The sequence below is a fragment of the Geodermatophilus sp. SYSU D00684 genome (assembly GCF_054050455.1).
The window spans coordinates 74,755-99,783 of the sequence record NZ_JBJGZI010000014.1 but is presented as its reverse complement, the minus strand read 5'-3'; the positions used below and the strand labels follow the sequence as shown (position 1 = coordinate 99,783).

Annotated in this window: 24 protein-coding genes; 10 read left to right on the top strand and 14 right to left on the bottom strand. The window is 75.9% G+C overall.

Annotated elements, in window-relative coordinates:
* Positions 1-55: 55 nt before the first annotated feature.
* The 3 genes from ACI79L_RS12285 to ACI79L_RS12275 form a co-directional block, all read right to left on the bottom strand.
* Entirely contained in the window at positions 56-835 is a 780-nt protein-coding gene (locus ACI79L_RS12285; RefSeq protein ID WP_456937056.1) for an enoyl-CoA hydratase/isomerase family protein, read from the bottom strand.
* 484 nt (positions 836-1,319) lie between these two features.
* Positions 1,320-2,576 (bottom strand): NAD(P)/FAD-dependent oxidoreductase, encoded by a 1,257-nt coding sequence (locus ACI79L_RS12280; RefSeq protein ID WP_456937055.1) that lies wholly within the window; start codon positions 2,574-2,576, stop codon positions 1,320-1,322.
* A gap of 107 nt (positions 2,577-2,683) precedes the next feature.
* A complete protein-coding gene (locus ACI79L_RS12275; protein WP_456937054.1) occupies positions 2,684-3,295 on the bottom strand; it encodes a hypothetical protein in 612 nt (203 codons plus the stop codon).
* A 187-nt stretch (positions 3,296-3,482) separates the two neighbouring features.
* Between ACI79L_RS12275 and ACI79L_RS12270 the strand changes: the two genes are divergently transcribed.
* Complete coding sequence (locus ACI79L_RS12270; RefSeq protein ID WP_456937053.1) at positions 3,483-4,595, top strand: methyltransferase domain-containing protein; 1,113 nt, start codon at positions 3,483-3,485, stop codon at positions 4,593-4,595.
* Between the two features lie 100 nt (positions 4,596-4,695).
* The gene (locus tag ACI79L_RS12265) at positions 4,696-6,411 is read left to right on the top strand and encodes a GmrSD restriction endonuclease domain-containing protein (protein ID WP_456937052.1); all 1,716 of its coding nucleotides are present in this window, start codon (positions 4,696-4,698) and stop codon (positions 6,409-6,411) included.
* A gap of 58 nt (positions 6,412-6,469) precedes the next feature.
* On the opposite strand, the gene ACI79L_RS12260 is transcribed toward ACI79L_RS12265, so the two are convergent.
* Positions 6,470-6,679: a hypothetical protein gene (locus tag ACI79L_RS12260; protein ID WP_456937051.1), complete on the bottom strand. Its 210-nt coding sequence runs from the start codon at positions 6,677-6,679 to the stop codon at positions 6,470-6,472.
* Positions 6,680-6,921: 242 nt separating this feature from the next.
* On the opposite strand from ACI79L_RS12260, the gene ACI79L_RS12255 reads away from it, so the two are divergent.
* Positions 6,922-7,125, top strand: coding sequence for a cold-shock protein (locus ACI79L_RS12255; protein WP_387990932.1), 204 nt, complete (start codon positions 6,922-6,924; stop codon positions 7,123-7,125).
* A 69-nt stretch (positions 7,126-7,194) separates the two neighbouring features.
* On the opposite strand, the gene ACI79L_RS12250 is transcribed toward ACI79L_RS12255, so the two are convergent.
* Together ACI79L_RS12250 and ACI79L_RS12245 are read right to left on the bottom strand one after the other, a co-directional pair.
* A complete protein-coding gene (locus ACI79L_RS12250; RefSeq protein ID WP_456928635.1) occupies positions 7,195-7,674 on the bottom strand; it encodes a hypothetical protein in 480 nt (159 codons plus the stop codon).
* A 74-nt stretch (positions 7,675-7,748) separates the two neighbouring features.
* On the bottom strand, positions 7,749-8,387 hold the full coding sequence (locus ACI79L_RS12245) for a hypothetical protein (protein WP_456937050.1): 639 nt from the start codon (positions 8,385-8,387) through the stop codon (positions 7,749-7,751).
* Between the two features lie 174 nt (positions 8,388-8,561).
* Between ACI79L_RS12245 and ACI79L_RS12240 the strand changes: the two genes are divergently transcribed.
* The 3 genes from ACI79L_RS12240 to msrB are packed head-to-tail and all read left to right on the top strand — an operon-like array spanning position 8,562 to position 11,806.
* Positions 8,562-10,706, top strand: a complete 2,145-nt coding sequence (locus ACI79L_RS12240; RefSeq protein ID WP_456937049.1) for a histidine kinase — start codon at positions 8,562-8,564, stop codon at positions 10,704-10,706.
* Entirely contained in the window at positions 10,690-11,346 is a 657-nt protein-coding gene (locus ACI79L_RS12235) for a response regulator (RefSeq protein WP_456937048.1), read from the top strand. Before ACI79L_RS12240 ends, ACI79L_RS12235 begins: the two co-directional genes overlap by 17 nt.
* A gap of 40 nt (positions 11,347-11,386) precedes the next feature.
* Positions 11,387-11,806: a peptide-methionine (R)-S-oxide reductase MsrB gene (gene msrB / locus ACI79L_RS12230; RefSeq protein WP_456937047.1), complete on the top strand. Its 420-nt coding sequence runs from the start codon at positions 11,387-11,389 to the stop codon at positions 11,804-11,806.
* A gap of 106 nt (positions 11,807-11,912) precedes the next feature.
* Here the strand turns inward: msrB and hemQ are convergent, their stop codons facing one another.
* From hemQ to hemE, 4 genes are read right to left on the bottom strand one after another with little or no spacing between them, the layout of a single operon-like run.
* On the bottom strand, positions 11,913-12,629 hold the full coding sequence (gene hemQ / locus ACI79L_RS12225; protein ID WP_456937046.1) for a hydrogen peroxide-dependent heme synthase: 717 nt from the start codon (positions 12,627-12,629) through the stop codon (positions 11,913-11,915).
* A 22-nt stretch (positions 12,630-12,651) separates the two neighbouring features.
* Positions 12,652-13,086: a hypothetical protein gene (locus ACI79L_RS12220; RefSeq protein ID WP_456937045.1), complete on the bottom strand. Its 435-nt coding sequence runs from the start codon at positions 13,084-13,086 to the stop codon at positions 12,652-12,654.
* Positions 13,087-13,108: 22 nt separating this feature from the next.
* Positions 13,109-14,476, bottom strand: coding sequence for a protoporphyrinogen oxidase (gene hemG / locus ACI79L_RS12215; protein ID WP_456937044.1), 1,368 nt, complete (start codon positions 14,474-14,476; stop codon positions 13,109-13,111).
* Positions 14,473-15,528, bottom strand: a complete 1,056-nt coding sequence (gene hemE, locus ACI79L_RS12210; protein WP_456937043.1) for a uroporphyrinogen decarboxylase — start codon at positions 15,526-15,528, stop codon at positions 14,473-14,475. Before hemE ends, hemG begins: the two co-directional genes overlap by 4 nt.
* Positions 15,529-15,604: 76 nt before the next feature.
* On the opposite strand from hemE, the gene ACI79L_RS12205 reads away from it, so the two are divergent.
* A complete protein-coding gene (locus tag ACI79L_RS12205) occupies positions 15,605-16,237 on the top strand; it encodes a DUF3000 domain-containing protein (protein ID WP_456937042.1) in 633 nt (210 codons plus the stop codon).
* A gap of 225 nt (positions 16,238-16,462) precedes the next feature.
* Positions 16,463-17,650: an HRDC domain-containing protein gene (locus ACI79L_RS12200; RefSeq protein WP_456937041.1), complete on the top strand. Its 1,188-nt coding sequence runs from the start codon at positions 16,463-16,465 to the stop codon at positions 17,648-17,650.
* Positions 17,651-17,715: 65 nt separating this feature from the next.
* Here the strand turns inward: ACI79L_RS12200 and ACI79L_RS12195 are convergent, their stop codons facing one another.
* From ACI79L_RS12195 to ACI79L_RS12185, 3 genes are all read right to left on the bottom strand, one after another.
* Positions 17,716-19,002, bottom strand: coding sequence for a sugar ABC transporter permease (locus ACI79L_RS12195; RefSeq protein ID WP_456937040.1), 1,287 nt, complete (start codon positions 19,000-19,002; stop codon positions 17,716-17,718).
* A 3-nt stretch (positions 19,003-19,005) separates the two neighbouring features.
* The gene (locus tag ACI79L_RS12190) at positions 19,006-19,812 is read right to left on the bottom strand and encodes an ATP-binding cassette domain-containing protein (protein ID WP_456937039.1); all 807 of its coding nucleotides are present in this window, start codon (positions 19,810-19,812) and stop codon (positions 19,006-19,008) included.
* A gap of 83 nt (positions 19,813-19,895) precedes the next feature.
* A complete protein-coding gene (locus ACI79L_RS12185) occupies positions 19,896-20,993 on the bottom strand; it encodes a sugar ABC transporter substrate-binding protein (protein ID WP_456937038.1) in 1,098 nt (365 codons plus the stop codon).
* A gap of 242 nt (positions 20,994-21,235) precedes the next feature.
* Between ACI79L_RS12185 and ACI79L_RS12180 the strand changes: the two genes are divergently transcribed.
* On the top strand, positions 21,236-22,441 hold the full coding sequence (locus tag ACI79L_RS12180) for a thiolase family protein (RefSeq protein WP_456937037.1): 1,206 nt from the start codon (positions 21,236-21,238) through the stop codon (positions 22,439-22,441).
* A gap of 73 nt (positions 22,442-22,514) precedes the next feature.
* On the top strand, positions 22,515-24,599 hold the full coding sequence (locus ACI79L_RS12175) for a 3-hydroxyacyl-CoA dehydrogenase NAD-binding domain-containing protein (protein WP_456937036.1): 2,085 nt from the start codon (positions 22,515-22,517) through the stop codon (positions 24,597-24,599).
* 78 nt (positions 24,600-24,677) lie between these two features.
* On the opposite strand, the gene ACI79L_RS12170 is transcribed toward ACI79L_RS12175, so the two are convergent.
* Positions 24,678-24,983: a thiamine-binding protein gene (locus tag ACI79L_RS12170; RefSeq protein WP_456937035.1), complete on the bottom strand. Its 306-nt coding sequence runs from the start codon at positions 24,981-24,983 to the stop codon at positions 24,678-24,680.
* Positions 24,984-25,029 lie beyond the last annotated feature (46 nt).

Below are 25,029 nucleotides of genomic sequence, written 5' to 3'. Positions count from 1 at the left end.
CCCGACCCCGGTCGGGGTGGCGGGGAAGGGCCGGTCGGAGGCCCCTGCGCCGGGATCAGGGGGTGCTGCTGGGGAAGCGCGGCGGGCGCTTGCCGAGGAACGCCGCCACGCCCTCCCGACCGTCGGGACCCCCGGCCAGCGCCCGGATCGACAGGGTCTCGCGCCGCAGGGCCGCCTCCGCGGCGGGTGTGGCGGTCTCCCGCAGGAGGCGCTTGGCCGCCACCTGCGCCGTCCGCGAGCCCGACCGCAGCGCCGCGACCACGTCCTCGACGGCCGCGTCGAGCTCCGCGTCCGGGTGGACCTGGGTCACCAGCCCCATGGCCCGCATCTCCTCCGCGGACAGGACGGGGTTGAGCAGCGCCAGGTGCAGCGCCCGGTGCAGCCCGACCGAGGCCGTCAGCAGCGTGCTGCCGCCGTCCGGGGAGAAGCCGATCCGCGTGTAGGCGAGGGTGAACCGCGCCGACCCGGCGGCGAGCACGAGGTCGGCCGCCGCGGCCAGCGGCACCCCGGCGCCGGCCGCGGTGCCCTGCACGACCGAGACCACCACCGCGTCCATCCGGTGCAGGTCGCTGACGACGCGGTGCAGCGACTCGGCCAGGTCGTCGACCATCTGCTCGACGTCCTCGGCGGCGGCGAAGGCGGACACGTCCCCGCCGACGCTGAAGGTCCGGCCGGCGGCGGAGAGCACCACGACGTGCACATCGTCGGCGCGGGCCCGGCGCACGGCGCGGCCCAGCTCAGCGACCGTCGCCGGCGTGAGGGGGTTGCCCCGCTCCGCGTCGGCCAGCCGGATCCGCGCGACGTCGTCCCGCTGCTCGTACTCGACCGTGCTCATGCCGGGCTCCTCCGCGAGGTGTCGACCCTGGGGTCGGTCCGTGATCCGGGTCTGCTTCGCCGGCGTGACCGGCTGGACCGCGCCCGCCCATCCTGGCCGCCGTCGACGCCGCGGAGGAACTGCCGCTCACCGCGGGGGTGTCCCGGTCCGCCGCCGGCCGGGCGCTGTCGGAGGCGCCGGCGTCGCGCAGCGAGGGCGAGCGCCGGCAGGCCCGACGTGCCCAGCGGCACCGCCCGCCAGCTCGCCGAGGCCCTCGGCGCGGTCCGCCCGCCGGCCCCCGCGGTCCCGCTGGCGGAGCTGCACGGCCCGGTCGAGGCGCGCGGCGCGGAGGTGGCCGGCAGCCGCGGACACCCGGTCCGGCTGCCGAGCTTCGTGGTCAGCACCGAGGTGGTGTTCAGCGGCACCGGGGAGCGACTGGTCCTGCTCGACACCCTGCTGTTCGACCGGCCCCGACCGGACCGGGCGGGGCCCGGCGGGTGCGGGGTCAGCCGACCGCGACCGGGCCGTCCGGCGCACGGGGACCCGGCGGCCGCTGCGCCGCGGCCAGGATCCGTTCGACGTTGTCCGGCGCGAAGAAGTCCGCCGGTGACTCGACCCCGGCGTTGACCCGCGCGAACCGGTCCATCGCCTCCCGGTTGCCGGAGGCGGCGGCGAGCAGCTGCTGCAGCTCCGGCGCCGCCGGCTCCAGGGACGCGAACTGGAGGGTGAACTCGTACATCGGCAGGACGCGGGCGTCCCGGCGGGCGTGGTACTCGCCCAGCGTGACGTCGAACGGGCGCCCGCCGGTGAGGGTCTCGTGCAGCGCGCCGGCGCACAGCTCGGCGTCCAGGAAGGCGTCCTGGATGCCCTGCGCCGTGACGAAGTCCTTGTTGTATCCGGCGTCGCCGACCAGGACCCAGCCGGGCCCGTGGGGCGTGCGGAGGTAGTTCGGCACGATCGCACCGACGAGGCGGGTCTCCCGGGTGGCCGCACGGAGCCGCTCGGCGAACGGCGGAGCCAGGTCGAGCGTCTGCAGGTAGGTGCCCTCGAGGTCTCGCTTCCTGGCCTGGAACTCCCGGTACGGCCACCCCGCGATGACCAGCGTCAGGTCGTCGTTCGTGGCCCACGCGGCGAAGGCCCGCTCCGGGCGGTCGTAGGCCTCCCACCGGCCGTGCATCGGCAGGCCGCTCCAGTAGGCGTAGTAGCCGCACAGCAGCGGCGGGTGCTCCCGGTACTGCTCCGGGCGGACGACCCGGGCCACGAGCGAGTGCAGGCCGTCCGCGCCGACGACCACCCGGGCGTGCTCGTCGACCGGGCGGCGCCCGTCCCGGCCGTGGCCGCGGACCCCGACGACCACGCCGTCCTCGACGAGCAGCTCGTCGACCGGGAAGCCCTGCCGGACCTCGGCGCCCGCCCCGGCCGCCGCCTCGACCAGCAGCTCGTCCAGCACCGTCCGCCGCGGGGCGTACGCGACCGGGCTCTCCGGGGTGCCCGGCGCCCCGGCGAGGGTGAAGGGCCCGAAGTCGAACGCGTAGGTGTCGATCGCCGGGCACCCGGAGGCGACGACCCGGTCGAGGAGACCCCAGCGCCGCAGCGCCGCCACCCCCGGGGGGTGGACCAGGTGGGTCGAGACCGTGTCGCTGGGGAAGGTGGCCCGGTCGACGACCAGGACCCGGTGGCCCTGGCGGGCCAGCAGCATCGCGGTCGTGGAGCCCGCACAGCGGGCTCCGACGACGATGACGTCGTACGGGCGCTCGGTCATGTCGCACCGCCCCGACGGGAGAGCCGGCACCCGCGAACGTAGACCGCTCCCGGGGGCCGGGACAGGGCACCAGGACCCGGTGCGGGCGCGGCACCCGGGCCGGCGGCTCAGCCCGGCGAGTGCAGGAGGGGCCCGCGGAGGTCGAGGTAGGTGGGCGGCTCCTTCGCCAGCCGCGTCAGTTCCTCCATGACCTCCCGCCACTCCGCCGGGGGCTCCCTGCGCTCGCCCTCGCGGGCCTCGGCCTCCGAGGTGTAGTAGCCGACCTGGACCCAGCGCCCGTCCTCGTGGGCGATCAGCAGGGAGCCCAGGACGTCGGGCCGGAACTCCGCCATCAGCTCCCGCGGCGCCTGGCCCAGGAGCTCCCTCGCGCGCGCGACGTCGGTGACCTGGCCCTGCACGACCTGGACGAAGCCGGCCCGGTCCGGGTCGCCGTACACGTCCGCGGTGACGTCCTCGCTGTCGAGGAACGTGGGCTCGCCCTCGAACAGGTGCCGGACCCCCTCCCACCACCGGCCCTGCTCGGGGCGGTCGGAGTTGCGGCGGGCGGCGTCGGCCGACTCGAAGCGGACGACCGTCACGAACCAGCCGTCGTCGGTGACGCCGGTGGTGCTGCCGAGCCACCCCTCCGCGCCGGGCGACAGGTGCGCCACCCAGTCCTCCACGGCCGAGAACACGGCCTCGGTGTCCGTCGTCCTGCCCTGGATGACCTGAGCGAACATGGCGAGCCTCCCGCCGACGGCGTCTGTCCGGCCCCCGTGGGACCACGAACGCTACGACCGGGCGGCACCGGGGTCGATGGGTCCGCGCCCGGTGGACCACGGGCCCTTCTCCCGGTCCGCCGGCGGGTCTAGCGTCCGGGCGTCGCACGGGGGCCGTCGCACGGGGGACGCACCGAGCGGAGCCCCGATGACCGCCGACACGCACACCGCGCCGCGCACCCTCGACCCGGCCCGGGTGGAGGCCTTCGCCGGCCGGCTGATGTCCGCCTACACCGACAGCCTGGTCACCCTGCTCATCGACCTCGGGTACCGCACCGGCCTGCTGGAGGCCCTCGCCGCGGGCGACGGCACCAGCGCCGAGATCGCCGCGCGGGCAGGGCTGGCCGAGCGCTACGTCCGCGAGTGCCTGGGCGGGCTGGTGACCGCGGGCATCGTCGAGTACTCCCCCGCCACCGGCCGCTACGCGCTGCCCGCCGAGCACGCCGCGTGCCTGACCGGCGGCGGCCCGCTGAACCTCGCGCCGCTGAGCCGGATCACCGGGCTGCTCGGCCGCCACGTGGGCGAGGTCGCCGAGGCCTTCCGGACCGGCGGCGGCGTCCCCTACAGCGCGTTCCGGCCGGAGTTCACCGACGTCATGGACCAGGGCAACCGCGGCCTGTTCGACGGCCACCTCCTGGACGACGTCGTGCCCCTCGCCGGCGGGCTCCCCCAGCGGCTGGCCGAGGGCACCCGCGTGGCCGACGTCGGCTGCGGCACCGGGCACGCGATCAACCTGCTGGCGCGGGCGTACCCCCGCTCGGAGTTCGTGGGCTACGACTTCTCCGCCGACGCGATCGCCCGCGCCCGCGCCGAGGCGGCCGACCAGGGCCTGGCCAACGCCGCGTTCGAGGTGTGCGACGCGACCGAGGTGCCGGTCGACCCGCCGTTCGGCGCCGTCCTCGCGTTCGACGCGATCCACGACCAGGCCGACCCGGCCGGCGTGCTGGCCCGGATCCGCCGCGCCCTCGAGCCCGGCGGCGTCTTCCTCATGATGGACATCCGGGCCGCCAGCGCGCTGGAGGACAACCTCGGCAACCCGTTCGCCCCCTGGCTGTACGGCGTCAGCACCCTGCACTGCCTGACCGTCTCGCTGGCCCAGGGCGGCGCGGGCCTCGGCACCGTGTGGGGCGAGCAGCGCGCCCGGCAGATGCTCGCCGCCGCGGGCTTCGTCGACGTCGAGGTGCACGAGGTCCCCGACGACCCGCTCGACTCCGTGTACGTCGCCCGCACGCCGCCGGCAGGTCACGGCTCGCCACTCTGACCCCACGCGCCCCGGGGCCGCTGCGGTTCCTGTACCGGTGGGTCCGCACGTCGGATGATGGCGGGCCGGTGCACCGGAGCACACCACGGGGAGCGCACACATGGCGTCGTTGTCCGACCCTGCCGTCCAGGCCGTCCTGCGGCACCACACCGGACGGTCGCCGGGGACGCCGATGCGCGCGGTGGTGTCCAAGGCCGCGGCCCTCGGCTACGACGTCGCGCCGGAGCCGTGGGGGGACGAGCCCACGCTGCGCCTGGTGCGGCGCGCGCCGTCGGGGCGCAGCGTGACGCTCCTGGTCGACGGCCGGCAGCTCACCTCGCCCTCCCCCGCGGAGCGCGCCTTCGCCGCCGCGCTGCCCGGCGCCGACGCGACCCGGGTGGACGTCCGGTTCCCCTTCGCCGGCAGCGACCCGTTCGACGTCCTGGTGGCCTTCTCCGCCGAGGCGGACCGCGCGCCGGCGCCGTTCCTGCCCCCGGTCCTCCCGCCGGTCCCCTCGCGGGACCGGCGGCAGCGGGCGGTCCTCGGCGTCGCCGCCGCGGTCGCCGTGCTGGTCGTGGTCGCCGGGGTCGCCGGCTCGGGGCTGCCCGGTGGGCTGCTCGCGCTGGGCCTGGTGGCGCTGCTCGTCGGCCTCGGCGCGGTCGTCACCGGCCGGGCGCGGTGGGCGTTCATCGCCTCCCGCCGGGTCGGGGGTGCCGTGGTCGCGGCGGGCCTCGCGGCCGTCGTCGTCGGCGGGGCGACGGCGCCGCGCGCGGAGCCGACCGCCGCCTCGGCGCCCGCACGCACCTCCGCGGCCGCGCCCACCACCTCCGCGGCCGAGGAGAGCGCCGCCGCGGAGGCCGCGACCGAGGCCGCCGAGGAGGCACTGGAGCAGTCGGAGACCGCCGAGACCGCCGTCCCCGCGGTCGACTCCGCCACCGGGCTGCTCTCCGACGACGCCACCGACGACGCCGTCGGGTCCGCCGCCCCCACCACCGCGCTCGCCGCCCTCGCCGCCGTCCCGGTGCAGGGCCGGGCGCCGCGCACCGGCTACGACCGCGACCTGTTCGGCAACGGCTGGGTGGACACCGACCGCAACGGCTGCGACACCCGCAACGACGTCCTCGCCCGCGACCTGACCGGCGAGACGTTCAGGCCGGGCACCCGGGACTGCGTCGTCCTGACCGGGACCCTCGACGACCCCTACTCCGGCCGGACCATCGCCTTCCAGCGCGGGCAGACCACCAGCGACGACGTCCAGATCGACCACGTCGTCGCGCTGTCGGACGCGTGGCAGAAGGGCGCCCAGCAGTGGGACGGCGGCCGCCGCGCCCGGTTCGCCAACGACCCGCTCAACCTGCTCGCCGTCGACGGGCCGCTGAACATGCAGAAAGGCGACGGCGACGCCGCGACGTGGCTGCCGCCGGACCGCTCCTACCGCTGCGCGTACGTGGCCCGGCAGGTGGCGGTGAAGGTCAGCTACGGACTCTGGATGACCCAGGCCGAGCGCAACGCGATCGCCACCGTGCTGAGCACCTGCCCCGCCGAGCCGCTGCCCGGCGGCGTGGTCGCCGCCGTGCCGCGGACGGCGGCGCCGACCACCCCGGCGCCGATCACCCCGGCGCCCACGACCACCCGCCCGACCACGCCGGCCCCGGCACCCGCTCCTGCACCGGCCCCTGCTCCCGTGCCCGTACCCGCGCCCGTGCCCGACACCTCGGTCAGCTACGCCAACTGCGACGCCGTCCGCGCCGCCGGGGCTGCTCCCATCCACCCCGGGGACCCCGGCTGGGACGAGAAGTTCGACCGCGACGACGACGGCGTCGGCTGCGAGTCGTGACCGCCGGCCCGACCCCCACCCCCGTGGCGCGGGTCGGGCCGGCGAGATCGAGGGGTGCTCAGTCGGCGAGCAGGGCGGCGTGCGCGCCCAGGCGGTGCGCCAGGGCCGCGGCGGTGCCGGTGGAGCGCAGGACGTCGGCGAGCAGCTCGGCGAACTCGACCGGGCGCTCCTCCAGCTCCGCGGCCAGCAGGGCGTCGAGGTCGGCGGCATCGAGGTCGGCGATCTCGACGAGCACCAGCGGCTCGGTGGGACGCGCGGTGGTCTCCATGACGGGCTCCTCGGGTCGGCGGGCCGGGGTCCGTCCCGGCACCGCCCACCCTGACCGGCCTCCCGCAGGCCTCTCTCCGCGGAACCGCACGATTCCCGCAAGACCGGTCCCGGCAGGTCCGGGAGCCGACGCGCGCGCCCCGGGGCGACCGGAAGGGGTCGAGACGGCTATGGTCTGCCCGTCGGGAAGGCCCTGCGCACTGGCAGGACCCCGATGCACCATCGCAGCTAGGAGCGAGCGCAATGCCCGAAGGAACTGTCAAGTGGTTCAACGCGGAGAAGGGGTTCGGCTTCGCCACCCCTGACGGTGGCGGACCGGACGTCTTCGTCCACTACTCGGCCATCCAGACCAGCGGTTACCGCACGCTCGACGAGGGGCAGCGCATCTCGTTCGACGTCGAGCAGGGTCAGAAGGGCCCGCAGGCGGCGAACGTCACCCCGCTCTGATCGCCTGAGCCTCCGCCAGCGCCCCCGTCCGGTCCCCCGGGCGGGGGCGCTGTCGCGTCCGGGACCGGTTCAGCGGGCCCGGGGCACGTAGCCGCCGACGAGCGCCTGCATGAACAGCGCCCCCGCGTCCGGCCCCACCGCCTGCGCCGCGTCGGCGAAGGCCCGCCAGCGCTGCCGCTCGACGTCGGTCGGCGCCTTCTCCGCGCGGGTGGCCGCCTGCTCGAGCAGCCGCTCCCACTCCCCCTGCGGGGTCGGCCACAGCCCCGCGAGCCGACGGGCCTCGGCGGAGATGCCGGTGATGCGGACGATGTCGCCGGCGTGGTTGGTCAGCGGCTCGATGTAGCCGGCGGCGGCGAGCGCCTTGGCCGCGGCGATGACGTCGGCCTTCGGCAGCCCGCTGCCGGGGACGACGGAGCCGAGCAGGTACGGCGCGCCGCCGTGCTTCGGCTCGTCGACCAGCCGGGCGATGGCCCGCAGCACGGGCAGGTCGCGGCGGAACCAGGTGTCGGGCAGGGGCCGGTCGAGCGGCGGCTGGCCAGGAGGTGTCACCCGGGAAGTCTCCGCCGCACGCGACGGCGCCCCGCCACCCGGGTCACGGGAGGGCGGGGCGCCGCGGTCGGGGATCAGCGCGCGCCGGTCAGGTGCGGGCGGGTGGCCAGGACGATCCCGAGGACCACGTAGCCGACGAGCAGGTGGGCGGCGCCGACGTACTGGGTGACCGAGGGCAGCAGGAACGCCGTGGGCACGGTGACCGGCGCCCAGCTCTCGGCGACCGTCGGCCAGAAGCGGGCCACGCCCGTCCACCGCCCGGCGATCGCGATGCGGACGCCGATGGCGGCCATGCCGAGCATCGACAGCGGCCAGAACAGGTCGATCACGACGAAGAAGCCGGTGTCGTAGAGCGAGGGCGTCAGGGCCCACATCAGGGACGACACCATCGCCACCGCGAGCAGCGCGTGCTCGACGTGCAGCAGGGTCCGGGCCAGCCGGCCGGTGCCGATCGCCCCGGTGCGCATCTGCGCCGACACCAGGAACACGAGACCGAGCTGGAAGGCGAACGCCGTCAGGTTGACCACCGCGGCCTGCCAGGTACCGGCCGGCGGCGTCGTCCCGAGCAGGGCGCAGGCGGCCGCCCAGGAGGCGGAGCCGGTGGTCACCGCGATCCCGGCCGTGCGCACCGAGCGGATCGAGGCGGCGGGCCGGGTGCCGGTGGCTGCGGCGAGGTCGGTGCGGGCGGGGGCGGGGGTGGTGGTGAGGGACATCGGGGTCCTCCGTCGTCGTGCGGCGCCGTGTGCGCCGTTCGGGGAGGACCGTCGCGGGGACGCGTCCCGGGCACCCAGGGCCCGCCGCCACGGATCCGGTCCCGTCCCGTGTCCCGGGGGACACGGGACGGCTGCCTCGTGCCCATCGGGACACCGGCAGGCGAGGATGCGCGCGTGCAGGCGCAGGCCCCGGTGGACGGGCGGACCGATCCGGCACCGGAGCCCTTCCACCGGCAGCCCGGTGCCGGCGGGCGGCGGTGGGCCCGGACGACGGCGGCCGCAGGAGTCCTCGCCGTGGTCGTCGGCTCGGCGGTCACCGCCGCGGTCCTCGACGCCACCACGCCCTCGGCGGTGCGGACGGCGCTCGGCCGGGAGCCGGGCTGGCCGGCCACCCTGCCCGGCCTCGCGCTCGCCGTCCCCGCGGCGCTCCTGCTGCTGCGCGCGCCGCGCAACGCCGTCTCGTGGGTGGTGGCGGGCACGGCCGCGTTCTGGGCCGTCGACGGGCTCGCCGAGTCGTGGGTGTCGTGGTCGCTGCAGGACGGCACCCCGCGGGCCGGCGGCAGCCTGGCGTTCTGGACCGTCGAGCGGCTCGGCTCGGCCCTGCTGCTCGGGCTGCCGCTGCTGCTCCTGCTCTACCCCGACGGCCGGCTGCCCGGCGGCCGGTGGCGCCCGCTGAGCATGGCCGGCCTCGCCTCGACGGCGCTGCTGCCGGCGCTGCTGCTCGTCGTCCCCGCGGACGTGGCCTTCACCGCCGACGAGGGGACGGCGATCGCGCCCGCCTACGGCGCCCTCGACCTGGACCTCACCTCGCTGCCGCTGCCCGCCGCCGTCGCGCTGCCGCTGCTGCGGATCGGCTTCCCGCTGGCGGTGCTGGGGATCGCGGTCCCGGCCGCGTCGGTGGTCGCCCGGTACCGGCGGGCCGACGGCGAGGACCGCACCCGGATGCGCTGGCTGCTGTGGGCCGCGGTCGTCGACGTCCTCGTCATGCTCGCCACGCTGCTGCTGCCCGCCGACCCGAGCACCCTGGCGCTGGCCTCCGCCGTGGCGCTGACCGGGTCGGCGGTGGCGGTGGGCGTGCTGCGGCCGCGCGCGGTCGACGTCGACCGGCTGCTCGGCGGCACCCTGGTCTACGGCGGCCTCGCCGTCGGCGTGGTGCTGCTCGACCTGCTGGTGCTCGCCGCCGCCGGCGCCCTGCTCGGCGACACCCTCGGCCGGCGCGACGCCACGCTGCTCACCCTGCTGCTCGTCGCCGGCGTCTACGTACCGCTGCGCGCGCCGCTGTGGCGGCTGGTCCGCCGCTGGGTGCTCGGCGAGCGGGAGGACCCCTACCGCGTCGTCTCCGGCCTGGCCGAGCGACTGGAGCGCTCCGACGGCGCCGAGGAGCAGCTCATGGCGGTCGCCGCCGGGATCGCCGGGGCGTTCCGCACGCCGTACGTCGGCGTCGAGGTGGACTCCGCCGACGGGGGCCGGCTGGTCGCCGAGCACGGCACCCGCCCGACCGCGGTGCAGTCGCTGCCGATCGCCTACCGCGGCGAGCAGGTCGGCCGGCTGCTGCTCCCCCGCGACGGCGTCCGCGCGCAGCTGGTCACCCGCGACGAGCGGCTGCTCGCCGACGTCGTCCGGCAGGCCGCCGCGGCCGCCCGCGCGAGCTCGCTGGCCGCGCAGCTGCAGGCCAGCCGCGAGCAGCTGGTCACCGCGCGGGAGGAGGAGCGCCGCCGGCTGCGCCGCGACCTGCACGACGGGCTCGGCCCCTCGCTGGGCGCCGTGGTGCTGCGCATCGACACCGCCCGCAACCTCGCGGCCGCCCGCCCCGAGGACGCCGACCGGCTGCTGCGCCAGGCCCGCGACGACGTCTCCGCCGCGCTGGCCGACGTCCGCCGGCTCGTGCACGACCTGCGCCCGCCCGCGCTCGACGACCTCGGCCTGGCCGGGGCGGTGCGCCAGCAGGCCGAGCGGCTGCTCCCCGCGCCGGTCATGGTGACCGTGGACGCCGACGGCCCGGCCGACCTGCCGGCCGCCGTCGAGGTGGCCGCCTACCGGATCGCATCGGAGGCTCTGGCCAACGCGGCGCGGCACGCCGCCGCCTCCCGCGTGCGGGTCACGCTGGCCCGCACGGGCGGCGACCTCGTCGTCGCGGTGGCCGACGACGGCGTCGGGATCGCGCCCGACCGGGCGGCCGGCGTCGGGCTGGTGTCGCTGCGGGAGCGGGCCGCTGAGCTCGGTGGCCGGTGCACGGTGAGCTGCCCGCCCGACGGCGGGACGGAGGTGCGGGCGGTGCTGCCCGTCGAGGGAGGAGCAACGGGTGACCGAGCCCGATGAGGCGTTGCGGATCGTCGTCGCCGACGACCACCCGGTCTACCGGGACGGGCTGGCGCTGCTGCTCGGCTCGGTACCGGGCCTGGAGGTGGTCGGCACCGCGGCCGACGGCGCGGCCGCGGTCGAGGTGGTGCGCGAGCAGCTGCCCGACGTCGTGGTGATGGACGTGCAGATGCCGCTGCTCGACGGCATCGAGGCCACCCGGCGGATCGCCGGGGAGGCGCCGTCGGTGGGCGTGGTGGTGCTGACCATGAGCGAGGACGACGGGACGGTGTTCGCCGCCGTCCGCGCCGGTGCCCGCGGCTACCTGCTCAAGGGCGCCGACCAGGAGGAGGTGGTCCGCGCGATCACCACCGTCGCCTCGGGCGGGGCGGTGTTCGGCCCGGCGCTGGCCCGGCGGATCGCCGAGTTCTTCACCGCCGGCCCGGCCGGGCCGGAGACGGCGTTCCCGCAGCTGACCGCCCGCGAGCGCGAGGTGCTGGAGCTGGTCGCCGCGGGGCGGTCGAACGCGCAGATCGCCGCGGTGCTGTACCTGTCGCCGAAGACGGTGCGCAACGTCGTCTCCAACGTGCTGACCAAGCTGCAGGTCACCGACCGCGCGCAGGCGATCGTGCGGGCGCGGGAGGCGGGCCTGGGCCGGTGAGGCGGGGAATCCGGCGGGAACCCGGGCCGTTCTCCCGGGCATGACGACGTCCGCTTCGCAGCCGAAGGTGACCAAGAGCGAGGAGGAGTGGCGCGCCCAGCTGTCCCCGCAGGAGTACGCGGTGCTGCGCCAGGCCGGCACCGAGCGGCCGTGGACCGGGGAGTACGTCGACACGACGACCGTCGGCGTCTACGCCTGCCGCGCCTGCGGCGCCGAGCTGTTCCGCTCGCAGACCAAGTTCGACTCGCACTGCGGCTGGCCGTCGTTCTACGAGCCGTCGTCGGCGGACAACGTGGTGCTCCGCGAGGACCGCACCCACGGGATGGTCCGCACCGAGGTCCTCTGCGGCACCTGCCACAGCCACCTCGGCCACGTCTTCGACGACGCCCCGCAGACGCCGACCGGCGACCGCTACTGCATCAACTCCGTGTCCATCCGGCTGGTCCCCGCCGAGGGGTGACCGGCTCCGGACGCCGTCCTGGCTCACGCTGACGCGTCCTGGCTCACCTCCCACGGTGAGCCAGGACGCAGCATGATCAGGTCAGCTGATCATCCGCGGGCCGGCCTCAGGCCAGGTCGCGGACCAGCTCGGCGACCGGCTTGCGCATGCCGGTGTAGAACGGCACCTCCTCGCGCACGTGCCGGCGGGCGCGGCTGGCGCGCAGGTCGCGCATGAGGTCGACGATGCGGTGCAGCTCGTCGGCCTCGAAGGCGAGCATCCACTCGTAGTCGCCGAGGCCGAACGAGGCGACGGTGTTGGCCCGCACGTCCGGGTAGGGCCGGGCCTGCATGCCGTGCTCCTTGAGCATGTCCCGCCGCTCCTCGTCGGGCAGCAGGTACCACTCGTAGGACCGCACGAACGGGTAGACGCAGACGTAGCGCCGCGGCTCCTCGTCGGCGAGGAACGCCGGGATGTGGCTGCGGTTGAACTCCGCCGGGCGGTGCAGCGCCATCTGCGACCACACCGGCTCCAGCGCGCGGCCGAGCTGGGTGCGGCGCAGCCGGGTGTAGGCCTCCTGCAGCGCCTCCGGCGACTCGGCGTGCCACCAGACCATGAGGTCGGCGTCGGCGCGCAGCCCGGCGAGGTCGTAGGTCCCGCGGACGACGACGCCCTTGCCGGCCAACTCCTCGAACAGCCCGGCGACCTCGTCGGCGGCGGCGGTCCGCCGGTCGTCGGCCAGCGGCCGGGCGAGCCGGAACACCGACCACATCGTGTAGCGGATGAGGGCGTTGAGCTCGGTGGCCCGCTTGCCGACGCTCTTGGTCTCCGTCTGCTCGCTCATGCCCCCATTGTCGCGCGGCCGGTCAGCGCTGGGCGCCGCTCCCCCGGCCGGCCAGCGAGGCGATCGTCACGACGACGACGTCCTCGGCGAGCGCCGCCGCGAGGTCCGGCACCCGCCGCCCGGCGAGCCGCCGCCACCGCGCGCCGCCGAGGGTCCCCGCCGCGGCACCGGCCGCGCCCGCGAGCGCCGGCAGCAGCCGGCCGCCCTGCCGGCGGGCCAGCAGCGCGCCGCCACCGGCGCCCGCCGCGAGCCGGACGGCGACGCTCGGCGGGATCGTCCGGGACGGCGTGGCCGGCAGCTTGTCGGCCACCAGCTCCCCCGCGACGGCGGCGAGCGCGGCCAGCCGCACCGGCCGGCGCCGGGAGGCGACGAGCGCGGGGACCGCGAGGCCCAGGGAGCTGCGGCCGCCGGCGGCGACCCCGAGCAGGGCGGTCCGCAGGACGAGGGAGGAGGTCACCGGCACAGCCTGTCAGCCCAGGTCAGGCCAGGGCCTCCACGGCCCGGCGCGCGCCGCGGATGCACGCCGGGACGCCGACGCCGTCGTAGGCCGCGCCCGCCACCGCCAGCCCCGGCACCGCGGCGACGGCGTCGCGCACCGCCACCACCCGCTGCGGGTGCCCGACCAGGTACTGCGGCAGCCCGCCTCCCCAGCGCACCAGGCGCGCCTCCACCGGCTCCCGGCGCTCGAGGCCGAGCAGGTCGGCGACGTCGGCGACCACCGCGGCGGTCAGGTCGTCGTCGTCCCGTTGCAGCTGCACCTCGTCGCCGTAGCGGCCCACCGACGCCCGCACCCGCAGCAGGCCGTCGCCGGACAGGTGCGGCCACTTCGACGACGACACCGTCACGCCCTTGACGAGCCGCCCGGTCACCGGCGGGACGAGCAGCCCCGACCCGGCGTCGACCGGCTGGGCGGGGAACGCCATCGCGACGACGGCCATCGAGGCGTACGGGATGCCGCGCAGCGGCTCGACGGCGTCCGGCGCCACCCCGGCCAGGAGCCGCGCGGCTTTCCCGGCCGGCGCGGTGACGACGACGGCGTCGGCCGCCAGCACCTCGGGCGCCGCGGTCGGCCCGACCGCCACCTCCAGCCGGCCGCCCGCGCGGCGGATCGCGTGCGCCGGCGTGCGCAGCCGCACCTGCGCGCCCGACGCCGCCACCAGCGCGGCGGGCAGCGCGCCGATCCCGTCGGCCACGGTGACGAACACCGGCCCGTCGGCGTCACCGCGGCTGCGGGCGCCGGCGTCCCGGGCGGCGAGCGCGGCGGCGAGCACCGAGTCGGCGCGGGCGAGCTCGGCGGCCAGCGCGGGCATGGTCGCCGCCAGCGAGAGGTCGTCGGGGCGGCCGGCGTAGACGCCGCCGAGCAGCGGCTCGACCAGCCGGTCGACCACCTCGTCGCCCAGCCGGGCGCGCAGCAGCCCGCCGACGGAGACGTCGCCCTCCAGGCGCAGCGGCGGCAGGTCGGCCTCCGCGCGCACCCGCGCGACGCCGTCGGGGGTGAGCACGCCGGCCAGCCCGTCGGCCGACGTCGGCACGCCCTGCACGGTGCCCGGGGGCAGCGGGTGGCGGCCGTCGGGGAGCACGATCGACGCCTGCGTGGTGTGCGGCGCGACCAGCCGGTCGGCCAGGCCCAGGTCCTCGACCAGCTCGACCGCCTCCGGCACCCGGGCCAGCACCGCCTCGGGGCCGGTGTCGTACCAGACGCCGGCGAGCTCGACCCGGTCGAGCTTGCCGCCGATCCGCCCGCCGGCCTCCACGACGACGACCTCGTCGGCGGGCCGCCGCCGGCGCCACTCGAACGCCGCGGTCAGCCCGGCGATGCCGGCCCCGACGACGACGACCCGGCTCATCGGACGGACAGCTCGTGCACCAGCTCGACGACGTGGGTGAGCACGCCGGGGTCGGTCTCGGGCAGGACGCCGTGGCCGAGGTTGAACACGTGCCCGCGGGCGGCGCGGCCCTGCTCGACGACGCGGCGCACCTCGCGGTCGACGGTCCCCCGGTCGGCCAGCAGCACGGCCGGGTCGAGGTTGCCCTGCAGCGAGCGCTGCGGCCCCACCCGGCGGGCGGCCTCGTCCAGCGGCACCCGCCAGTCGACGCCGACGACGTCGGCCCCCGCGTCGCCGATCAGCGCGAGCAGCTCGCCGGTGCCGACGCCGAAGTGGATGCGCGGCACGTCCCGGTCGCCGAGCCCGTCGAACACCGCCCGCGAGTGCGGCAGCACGCGGGTGCCGTAGTCGGCGGCGGACAGCACGCCGGCCCAGGAGTCGAACAGCTGCACCGCCGCGGCGCCGTTGTCGATCTGGGTGCGCAGGAAGGTCGCGGCGGAGACGGCGAGGCGGTCGAGCAGCCGGGTCCACGCCTCCGGCTCGGCGTACATGAAGGCCTTGGTGCGGGCGTGCTCCTTGGACGGGCCGCCCTCGATCAGGTAGGTCGCCAGCGTGAACGGCGCCCCGGCGAAGCCGATGAGCGGCGTCGGGCCGAGCTCGGCGACCAGCCGGCGCACCGCCGTCGCGAGGAACTCCAGCCGGTCGGGCTCGAGGTCGGGCAGCGCGTCGACGTCGGCGACGGTGCGCACCGGGCTCGCCACCACCGGGCCGACGCCGGGCTTGATCTCGATGTCGACCCCGGCCACCACCAGCGGCAGCACGATGTCGGAGAAGAGGATCGCGGCGTCCACGCCGTGCCGTCGGACCGGCTGCAGGGTGATCTCGGTGACCAGGTCGGGGTCCTGGCAGGCCTCGAGCATCGCCGTCCCCGCGCGCAGCGCCCGGTACTCCGGCAGCGACCGGCCGGCCTGCCGCATGAACCACACCGGCGTCCGGCCGACGGGGAGGCCGCGGGCGGCCCGCACGAGGTCCGAGTCGGCGGGGGACGGCGGGACGGCGGGTGCGGTGCTCACGACGCCCGATCCTCCCAGACCCCGCAGCGGCGGCGCGTCCGAGACAGACCGGGCCCGCGGCCCCTACCCTGCGAGCGTGGAGCCACACAGCCTGGCCGGGTCCCGGGACGGGTCCGGTGCGCGTGCGGGCTCCGACGACCGTCCGGCCGCCTTCGTCGCGGGCCTGGAGTCCCTGGCCGCGGTGCGGGTGCGCCCCGAGGTCGTCCTCGAGACGATCCCGCCGCCGCAGCGCCTGGCGCCCTACGCGCACGCGCTGGCCGCGCGGGTCGTCGAGGGAGAGGGCGACGACGAGGTCGAGGTGGCCGTCGCCCGGTTCATCGTGCTGCACGACCCCGACGGCCACGAGGCCTGGGACGGCACCACCCGCTGCGTCGGGTACCTGTCGGCGAGCACCGACGAGCACATGGTCGACGACGCGATGTTCTCCGAGGTCGCCTGGAGCTGGCTGACCGACGCCCTGCAGGAGTGCGGCGCGGCCTCGCACGCGCTCGGCGGCACGGTCACCCGCACCGCCTCGACCCGCTTCGGCGACCTCGCCGGTCCCGAGCACACCGTCGACGTCGAGCTCCGCGCCTCGTGGACCGCCGAGGACACCGCGCTCGGCCGCCACCTCGACGCCTGGCTGCAGGTGCTCGCCCACGCGGCCGGGCTGCCGCCGCCGGGCGTCGCGCTGCTGGGCCCGTCCGGTCCGGTCCCCGGCACGCCCTGACCACCGCCCCCTGACCGGCCGGTCCGCCGCGGTCACTACCATCGGTGGTGACGGGACGCACTCCCCCGGGTCCGCGCCGCTCGGCCCGCACACCCCGGGAGCCGGCGGGACCGGTGGCGCGTACGGACGGGACGGCGGGTAGGTGGACGGCAACTGAGCACCGAGCCCCTCCCCCTCGACGGCCTGGAGACCGCCCCGGAGTCCGCTCCGGAGGCGCCCGCCCCGGTGCCCCTGCTCGCCCCGCGCGACGGCCTGCCGCCGGTCGTCGACACCCCCGACGCGCTCGCGCGCTACGCCGACGCCCTGCGGGCGGGCACCGGCCCGGTCGCCGTCGACGCCGAGCGCGCCTCCGGCTACCGGTACGGCCAGCGCGCCTACCTGGTGCAGCTGCGCCGCGCCGGCGCGGGCACCGGGCTGGTCGACCCCGTCCCGCTCGGGGGCCTCTCGGTCGTGCAGGACGCGATCGCCGACGCCGAGTGGGTGCTGCACGCCGCCAACCAGGACCTGCCGTGCCTGGCCGAGATCGGCATGGTCCCGGGCCGGGTCTTCGACACCGAGCTGGCCGCCCGCCTCGCCGGGCTGCCGCGGGTGGGGCTGGCCGCCGTCGTCGAGTCGCTGCTCGGGTACTCGCTGGTCAAGGGGCACTCGGCGGCCGACTGGAGCACCCGCCCGCTGCCCGAGGAGTGGCTGGTCTACGCCGCCCTCGACGTCGAGGTGCTCGTCGACCTCCGCGACGCACTCGCCGCGCTGCTCGAGGAGCAGGGCAAGACCGAGTGGGCGCGGCAGGAGTTCGCCGCCATCCTCGCCGCCGGCCCGCCGGCGCCGCGGCAGGACCCGTGGCGGCGCACGTCCGGCGTGCACGGGCTGCGCAACCGCCGTCAGCTCGGCATGCTCCGCTCGCTGTGGCAGGCGCGCGACGACCTGGCCCGCCGCCGCGACGTCGCCCCCGGCCGGGTGCTGCCCGACGCCGCGATGGTCGCCGCCGTCCAGGCCGATCCGCAGACCGAGGCCGCGCTGCTGGAGCTGCCGGTCTTCCGCGGCCGGGCCAACCGGCGGCTGGTGGGCACCTGGTTCGGCGCGCTGGCCCGCGGCCGGGCGCTGCCGGAGGCGGAGCTCCCGCCGCACAGCCGCCCCGGTGACGGGCCGCCGCCGGTCAACCGCTGGGCCGACCGCGACCCCGCGGCGGCCACCCGGCTGCAGACCGCGCGCAAGGCCCTCGCGGCCCTGTCCGAGGAGCTCAGCGTGCCGGTGGAGAACGTCCTCTCCCCCGACCTGGTGCGCCGGCTGATGTGGACCCCGCCCGAGCCGCGCGACGCCGGGACGGTGGCCGCGGCCCTGCGCGCCGGCGGCGCCCGCGAGTGGCAGGTCGGGCTCACCCGCGACCTGCTCACCGACGCCCTCTCCCGCGCCTGACCCGCGACGACGGAGGGGCGGCCCCGGCCTGAGCCGGGACCGCCCCTCGTCGTGCGTTCGCGGAGTTAGTGCCCCGTGGCCGCGGCCCGCCGCCGGGCCAGCGCGTCGACGCTGGCGGCCAGCAGGAGGACTCCACCGGTGATGATGAAGTTCAGGTAGGCCTCGGTGCCCAGCAGGCCCAGGCCGTTGGCGATGATCGCCACGACCAGGCCACCGAGGACGGCGTCACGCACCCGGCCCCGGCCACCGAAGAGGCTCGTGCCACCGATGACCGCGGCGCCGACGGCGTAGAGCAGCGTGTTTCCGCCGCCGGAGCCCGGCGCCACGGAGCCGAGGCGGGCCGCCGCGACGATGCCGCTGATCGCGGCCAGCGTCGAGCCGATCACGAAGACGCTCACGCGGATCCTCGTGACGTTGATGCCGGCGCGCCGGGAGGCCTCCGCGTTACCGCCGACCGCGTAGACGTGCCGGCCGAAGCCCGTCCGGCCGAGCACGAAGGTCAGGAACAGCAGCAGGATGACCACGAGCGGGATCGCGTACGGGATGCCGGCCAGCACCACGCCGGGAGCCGGGGCGCGGTCGACGCTCAGGACCGCCGTCACCAGGACGACGACCGCGGCGATCACGCCGATCCGGACGAGCACCACCGCGAGCGGGGCGTGCGCCAGGCCCTTGGCCTTCTGCACGCGGAACCGGTTGAGCTGCAGCGCGGCGTAGGCGGCGATGGTCAGCAGGGCGAGGACCCAGCCGAGCGCGACCGGCACGTTCTTGTCGCTGATCGCCGAGATCACCGGGTCGCGCACCGGCACCGTGCCACCCTCGCCGATGAGCCGCAGGGTGAAGCCCTGCCAGCCCAGGAACAGCGCGAGGGTCACGACGAACGACGGGATGCCGACCATCCCGACGAGGCTGCCGGTGAACAGGCCGATGACCACGCCGGTGGCGATGGCCGCCAGGACCGCGATCCACCACGGTGAGCCGGCGTCGGCGAGCAGCTTGGCCATGACCGCGGCGCAGACGCCGCTGACCACGCCGGCGGACAGGTCGATCTCGCCCAGCAGCAGGATGAAGACCAGCCCCATCGCCAGGATGATGATCGGCGCTGCCTGGTCGGCCAGGTTGGCCATGTTCCGCGGGGTCAGGAAGGTCTCGGGCCGCAGCGCGAAGAACAGCAGCCCGAGGACGACGATGCCGAGGATGGCCGGCAGCGCGCCGAGGTCACCGCCGCGGACCCGGTCGAGGTAGGCCCGGACGGTCGCGCCGAGGGTGTCCGCGCTGCGGTCGGCCTCGAAGCCCGACGGGGCGCCGCCCGGCTCCTGCGAGCTGGTCGGCGTGGAGATGGTGCTGGACACGGGTCAGACCTCCACGGCCGCGGCGTCGGCGGGTGCGATGCCCAGGTTGCCCGACCGGCCCGCCGTGATGAGCTCGATCACCTGGGGGCGGTCGACCTGCGAGATCGGCACGTCGGCCGCCATCCGGCCCAGGTACAGGGCGGCGACGCGGTCGGCCACCTCGAAGACGTCGACCATGTTGTGGCTGATGAAGACCACGGCGTGGCCGGTGTCGGCCAGCCGCCGGACCAGGTCGAGCACCTGCCGGGTCTGCGCGACGCCGAGGGCGGCGGTCGGCTCGTCGAGGATGACGAGCTTGGACTCCCAGAGCACGGCCTTGGCGATGGCGACCGTCTGGCGCTGGCCACCGGAGAGGCTGGCCACCAGCTGGCGCACGGACTTCAGGGTCCGGACGGAGAGCTTGGCGAGCGTCTCCCGGGCGGCCACCTCCATGGACGTCTCGTCGAGGAGGATGCCGCTCTTGCGCTCGCGCCCGAGGAACATGTTCTGGACGACGTCGAGGTTGTCGGCCAGGGCGAGGTCCTGGTAGACGACCTCGATGCCGAGGGCGGCGGAGTCACGCGGGCCGCCGATCGTGACCGGCCGGCCCTCGAAGACGATCTCGCCGGAGTCGATGGGGTGGATGCCGGCGATGGACTTGATGAGGGTGCTCTTGCCCGCCCCGTTGTCGCCGACGAGCGCGGTGACCTGGCCGGGGTAGACCTTCATGTGCACGTCGTGCAGGACCTGGATGGCGCCGAAGCTCTTGTTGACGCCGCGGAGTTCCAGGGTGGGGGTGCCGTCCTGGGGACGGTCGGTGGGAGCGGACACACCGGGCCTCTCGGTCGAGCTGGTGGGGCTACGGCAGCAGCCGCCGGGGCGTCCATGATGGGCGCCCCGGCGGCTGGAGACCACTAGGAGATCCCGAGCTCCTGGCACGCGGCGGCGAAGTCGCCCGTGCACAGCTCCTCGGCGGTCACGAACTCGTCGTCCACGACGTCCTTGACGTTGTCGCGGAAGATCGCCTGCGGGGTGAGCAGGACCGACGGGACGTCGCGGCCGCCCTCGGTGTCCTCGACGGTGCCGGTGGTCTCGCCCTCCTCGCCGTTGATCAGCGAGACGGCCAGCTCGGCCAGCGCGTTCGCCTCGTCGCGGACCGACTTGTAGACCGTCATGCACTGGTCACCGTTGAGGATGTTCTGCAGGCCCTCGACGGTGGCGTCCTGGCCGGTCACGTTGTTCGCCCCGGCGGCGTTGTTGCGGCCGAGGATCTGGATGACCGAGTTGGCGAGGCCGTCGTTGGCGGCCAGCACACCCTGGATGTTGCCGTTGGCCTGGGTGTACATCTGCTCGAAGATCGTCGCGGCCTGCTGGTTGTCCCACTCCGGCACGGCCTGCTCGGCGACCTGGGTGTACTGGGTCAGCGGGTCGAGGACCTCGTGCGCGCCCGAGGAGAACAGCGTCGCGTTGTTGTCGTCCGGCGAGCCGTTGAGGAACGCGATGTTGCCCTGGGTGACGCCGTTGGCCTCGAGGCACTGCTGCAGGCCCTGGCCCTGCAGCCGGCCGACCTCGGTGTTGTCGAAGGAGACGTAGTACTCGGCCGAGCCACCGAGGGTGAGCCGGTCGTAGTCGATCGTCTGGACGCCCTCCTGGGCGGCCTGCTCCTGGATCTGCGCACCGGAGGCCGAGTCGAGGTTGACGATCGCGAGGACGGTCGCGCCCTCGGTGATCATCTGCTCGGCGATGGTCGCCTGCCGCTGGGCGTCGCCCTCGGCGTTCTGGATGTCGTACTCGACACCGGCCTCCTCGAAGGCCGCCTCGAGGTAGGGGCGGTCGAAGTTCTCCCACCGCACCGAGGACTCGGTGTCGGGGAGGATCACGCCGACCTTGCCGGCGGCCTCGCCGCCACCGCCGCCGCCGCCGCTGTCGCCGCCGCTGTCGCTGCCACACGCAGCGAGGCTGAAGACCAGGGCGGCCGCCAGGGCCGTCATCGTGGTGCGCCGTCGCGCCATGGATGGGTCCACCGTTCCGTCGGGAATCTGCAGAAGTGCGGCGGCCAATATGCGCCCCTGGTCACACGGGTTGCAAGCCCGGGTCGGTGGCGTTGCCGGACCGTGACCTCCGTCCGGGTGAGGTGACGCGGGCCCGGGTGCCCCGCCCGGGTCGGGTCGTGCTTGGAGCCGCTGTTACCGACGGGTAACTTCACCTGCGCCGTCCCCGTGCCCGGGCCGGCTCCCCCTGCTGCGGAGGTCCCATGTCCCGCTCGCTGCGTGAGGTCGTCTTCGTCGACGGCGTACGCACCCCCTTCGGCAAGGCCGGCCCGAAGGGCATCTACGCGGAGACGCGCGCCGACGACCTGGTCGTGCGCGTGATCCGCGAGCTGCTGCGCCGCAACCCGGCGCTGCCGGCCGACCGGGTCGACGAGGTGGCCATCGCCGCCACCACCCAGATCGGTGACCAGGGCCTGACCATCGGCCGCACCGCCGCGCTGCTCGCCGGGCTGCCGAAGTCGGTGCCCGGCTACGCGATCGACCGCATGTGCGCCGGCGCGATGACCGCCGTCACCACCACCGCGAGCGGCATCGCCTTCGGGGCCTACGACGTCGCCATCGCCGGCGGGGTCGAGCACATGGGCCGCCACCCGATGGGCGAGGGGGCCGACCCCAACCCGCGGTTCTTCAGCGAGAAGCTCGTCGACGGTTCGGCGCTGGTCATGGGCTCCACCGCGGAGAACCTGCACGACCGCTTCCCGCACCTGACCAAGGAGCGCGCCGACGCGTTCGCGCTGGCCAGCCAGCAGAAGTACGCCAAGGCCGTCGCCAACGGGCAGATCGGCCCCGAGCTGGTGCCCGTCGCCACCCGCTCGGCCGAGCACGGCTGGGGCCTGGCCACCGCCGACGAGCCGCCGCGGCCGAACACCACCCTCGAGGGCCTGGGCACGCTCAAGACGCCGTTCCGCCCGCACGGGCACGTGACCGCCGGCAACGCCGCGGGCCTCAACGACGGCGCCACCGGCTGCATCCTCGCCGCCGAGGAGGTCGCGCAGGAGCTGGGCCTGACCGCCGGCATGCGGCTGGTCGGCTACGGCTTCGCGGGCGTCGAGCCCGAGGTCATGGGCGTCGGCCCGGTCCCCTCGACCGAGCGCGCCCTCGCCCGCACCGGCCTGACCATCGACGACATCGGCCTGTTCGAGCTGAACGAGGCCTTCGCCGTCCAGGTGCTGGCCTTCCTCGACCACTTCGGCATCGCCGACGACGACGAGCGGGTCAACCCCTGGGGCGGCGCCATCGCCGTCGGCCACCCGCTGGCCTCCTCCGGCGTCCGCCTGATGACCCAGCTGTCGCGGCAGTTCGCCGAGCGCCCCGACGTCCGCTACGGCCTGACCGCCATGTGCGTGGGCCTGGGCATGGGCGCCACCGTCATCTGGGAGAACACCAACTGGGAGGGTGCGGCCGCGTGAGCGAGCTCGCGAGCGAACCGATGAGCACAGCACCTGCGGTCACGCAGCCGACGAGCGCCAGCGAGGAGTGCAAGTGACCGCCGTCTTCGAGAACGAGGTCGTCACCGCCGCCAAGGTGCGGTACCTGCGGGTGCCCGGCCTGGCCGGGGAGATCGCGCTGATCACGCTGGACAACGGGCACGACCACACCCGCCCGTCCACCTTCGGCCCCGGCGGGCTCGCCTCGCTGGACGCCGCGCTCGACGAGATCGCGGCGCACACCCCGGCGCCGGCGGCCATCGCCGTCACGGGCAAGCCGTTCGTCTTCGCCGTCGGCGCGGACCTCTCCGGCGTCCCGGCCGTGACCTCCGCCGAGGCCGCCCGCGAGATCGCCGCGACCGGCCACCGGGTGTTCCGGCGGCTCAAGGACGCCGGCGTCCCCACGTTCGCGTTCGTCAACGGCGCGGCGCTCGGCGGCGGCCTGGAGCTGGCGCTGCACTGCACCTACCGGACGATCGCCAGCACCGCCGTCGTCGCCTTCCCCGAGGTCTTCCTCGGGCTGGTGCCCGGCTGGGGCGGCACGCAGCTGCTGCCGGACCTGATCGGGATCGACCTAGCGGTCACCGTGATCGTCGAGAACGCGCTGGCGCAGAACAAGGTCACCTCCGGCCCGCGGGCCGCGAAGCTGGGGATCGCGGACGCGCTGTTCGAGCCCGCCGACTTCCTCGAGCGGTCGCTGGAGTGGGCCGCCGCCGTCCTCACCGGGGACGTCACGGTTCCCCGCCCCGAGGCCGACCGGTCGGGCTGGGACGCCGCGATCGAGCGGGCCCGCGGCATCGTCGCCGCCCGCACGCGCAACGCCTCCCCCGGCGCGCTGCGCGCCGTCGAGCTGCTCGACCTGGCCCGCGACGGCGTCGACGGCGAGGCGTTCACCGCCGGCACCGCCGCCGAGGACCAGGCGCTCACCGACCTGCTGATGAGCGACGAGCTCCGCGCCTCGCTCTACGCGTTCGACCTGGTGAACAAGCGGGCCAAGCGGCCGGCCGGCGCGCCGGACAGGTCGCTGGCGCGGAAGGTCACCAAGGTCGGCGTCGTCGGCGCCGGGCTCATGGCCTCGCAGCTGGCGCTGCTGTTCGTGCGCCGGCTCGAGGTGCCCGTCGTCCTCACCGACGTCGACCAGGCGCGCGTGGACAAGGGCGTCGGCTACGTGCACGGGGAGCTGGACAAGCTCGCCGGCCGCGGCCGGCTCTCGGCGGACAAGCTGAACCGGCTCAAGGGCCTGGTCACCGGGGCGCTGGACAAGGCCGTCTTCGCCGACGCCGACCTGGTCATCGAGGCCGTGTTCGAGGAGATGTCGGTCAAGCAGCAGGTGTTCGCCGAGGTGGAGGCCGTGGTCTCCCCCGAGTGCGTGCTGGCCACCAACACCTCGGCGCTGTCGGTGACCGAGATGGCCTCCAAGCTCGAGCACCCCGAGCGGGTCGTGGGCCTGCACTTCTTCAACCCGGTGGCGGTCCTGCCGCTGCTGGAGGTCGTGCGCGCCGAGCAGACCGACGACGCCGCGCTGGCCACCGCCTTCGCCGTCGGCAAGGCGCTGAAGAAGTCCTGCGTGCTGGTCGCCGACGCCCCGGCGTTCGTCGTCAACCGGCTGCTCACCCGCTTCCTCGGCGAGGTCACCTCGGCCGTCGAGCAGGGGACGCCGGTGGCCGTCGCCGACCGGGCGCTGGACCCGCTGGGCCTGCCCATGTCGCCGTTCGAGCTGCTCACGCTGGTCGGCCCGCCGGTCGCGCTGCACGTGGCCGAGCGGATGCACGAGGCCTTCCCCGACCGGTTCGCCGTCGGCGAGGGGCTGCGGAAGATGGTCGAGCTGGGCAAGACCAGCGTCTACTCCGAGCCCGGCGTCGTCGACCCCGACCTCGCCGGCATCGACGAGGGCGACTCCCCGCTGACCGAGGACGAGGTCCGCGACCGCGCGGTGCGGGCACTGGCCCAGGAGATCCGGCTGATGCTCGACGAGGGCGTCGTCCAGGCCGTGCAGGACATCGACCTGTGCATGGTGCTGGGCGCCGGCTGGCCGTTCTGGCTGGGCGGCATCTCCGCCTACCTCGACCGCACCGGCGTCTCCGAGGCGGTCACCGGCTCGCGGTTCCTGCCGAGGGGCGTGGCCGGCCTCCCCGCCTGATCCCGTGCACTTCCGCGGAAGTGCACACCGGACGACGACGGCCCGGGTCCCCGCAAGGGGCCCGGGCCGTTCGCCGTCTCAGCGGAACTTGCGGGTGAGCGACTCCATCGTCCGGTCGACCGAGGCGACCTTCACGTGCGAGATGCCGCTGGTGGCGCCCGCGGCCAGCATCGCCTCGTGCGCCGCCCGCAGGGTGGCCCACACCGCGTCGGCGTCGCCCTCGAGCGTCGTGCCGAGGGCGCCGACCTCGTGCCGCAGCCCGGAAGCGCGGATCACCCGGACGGCGGCCTCGACGAAGGCGTGCGGGTCCTCCGGCGTCCCGGCCGGCGTGGGCGCGACCTGGATCTCCGCGATGACCTGCACGAGCACTCCGTTCCCTGGCATGTCGGCCCTCCTGCAGCCCTGGAACGGCCCCGTCCGGAGGCTCGCC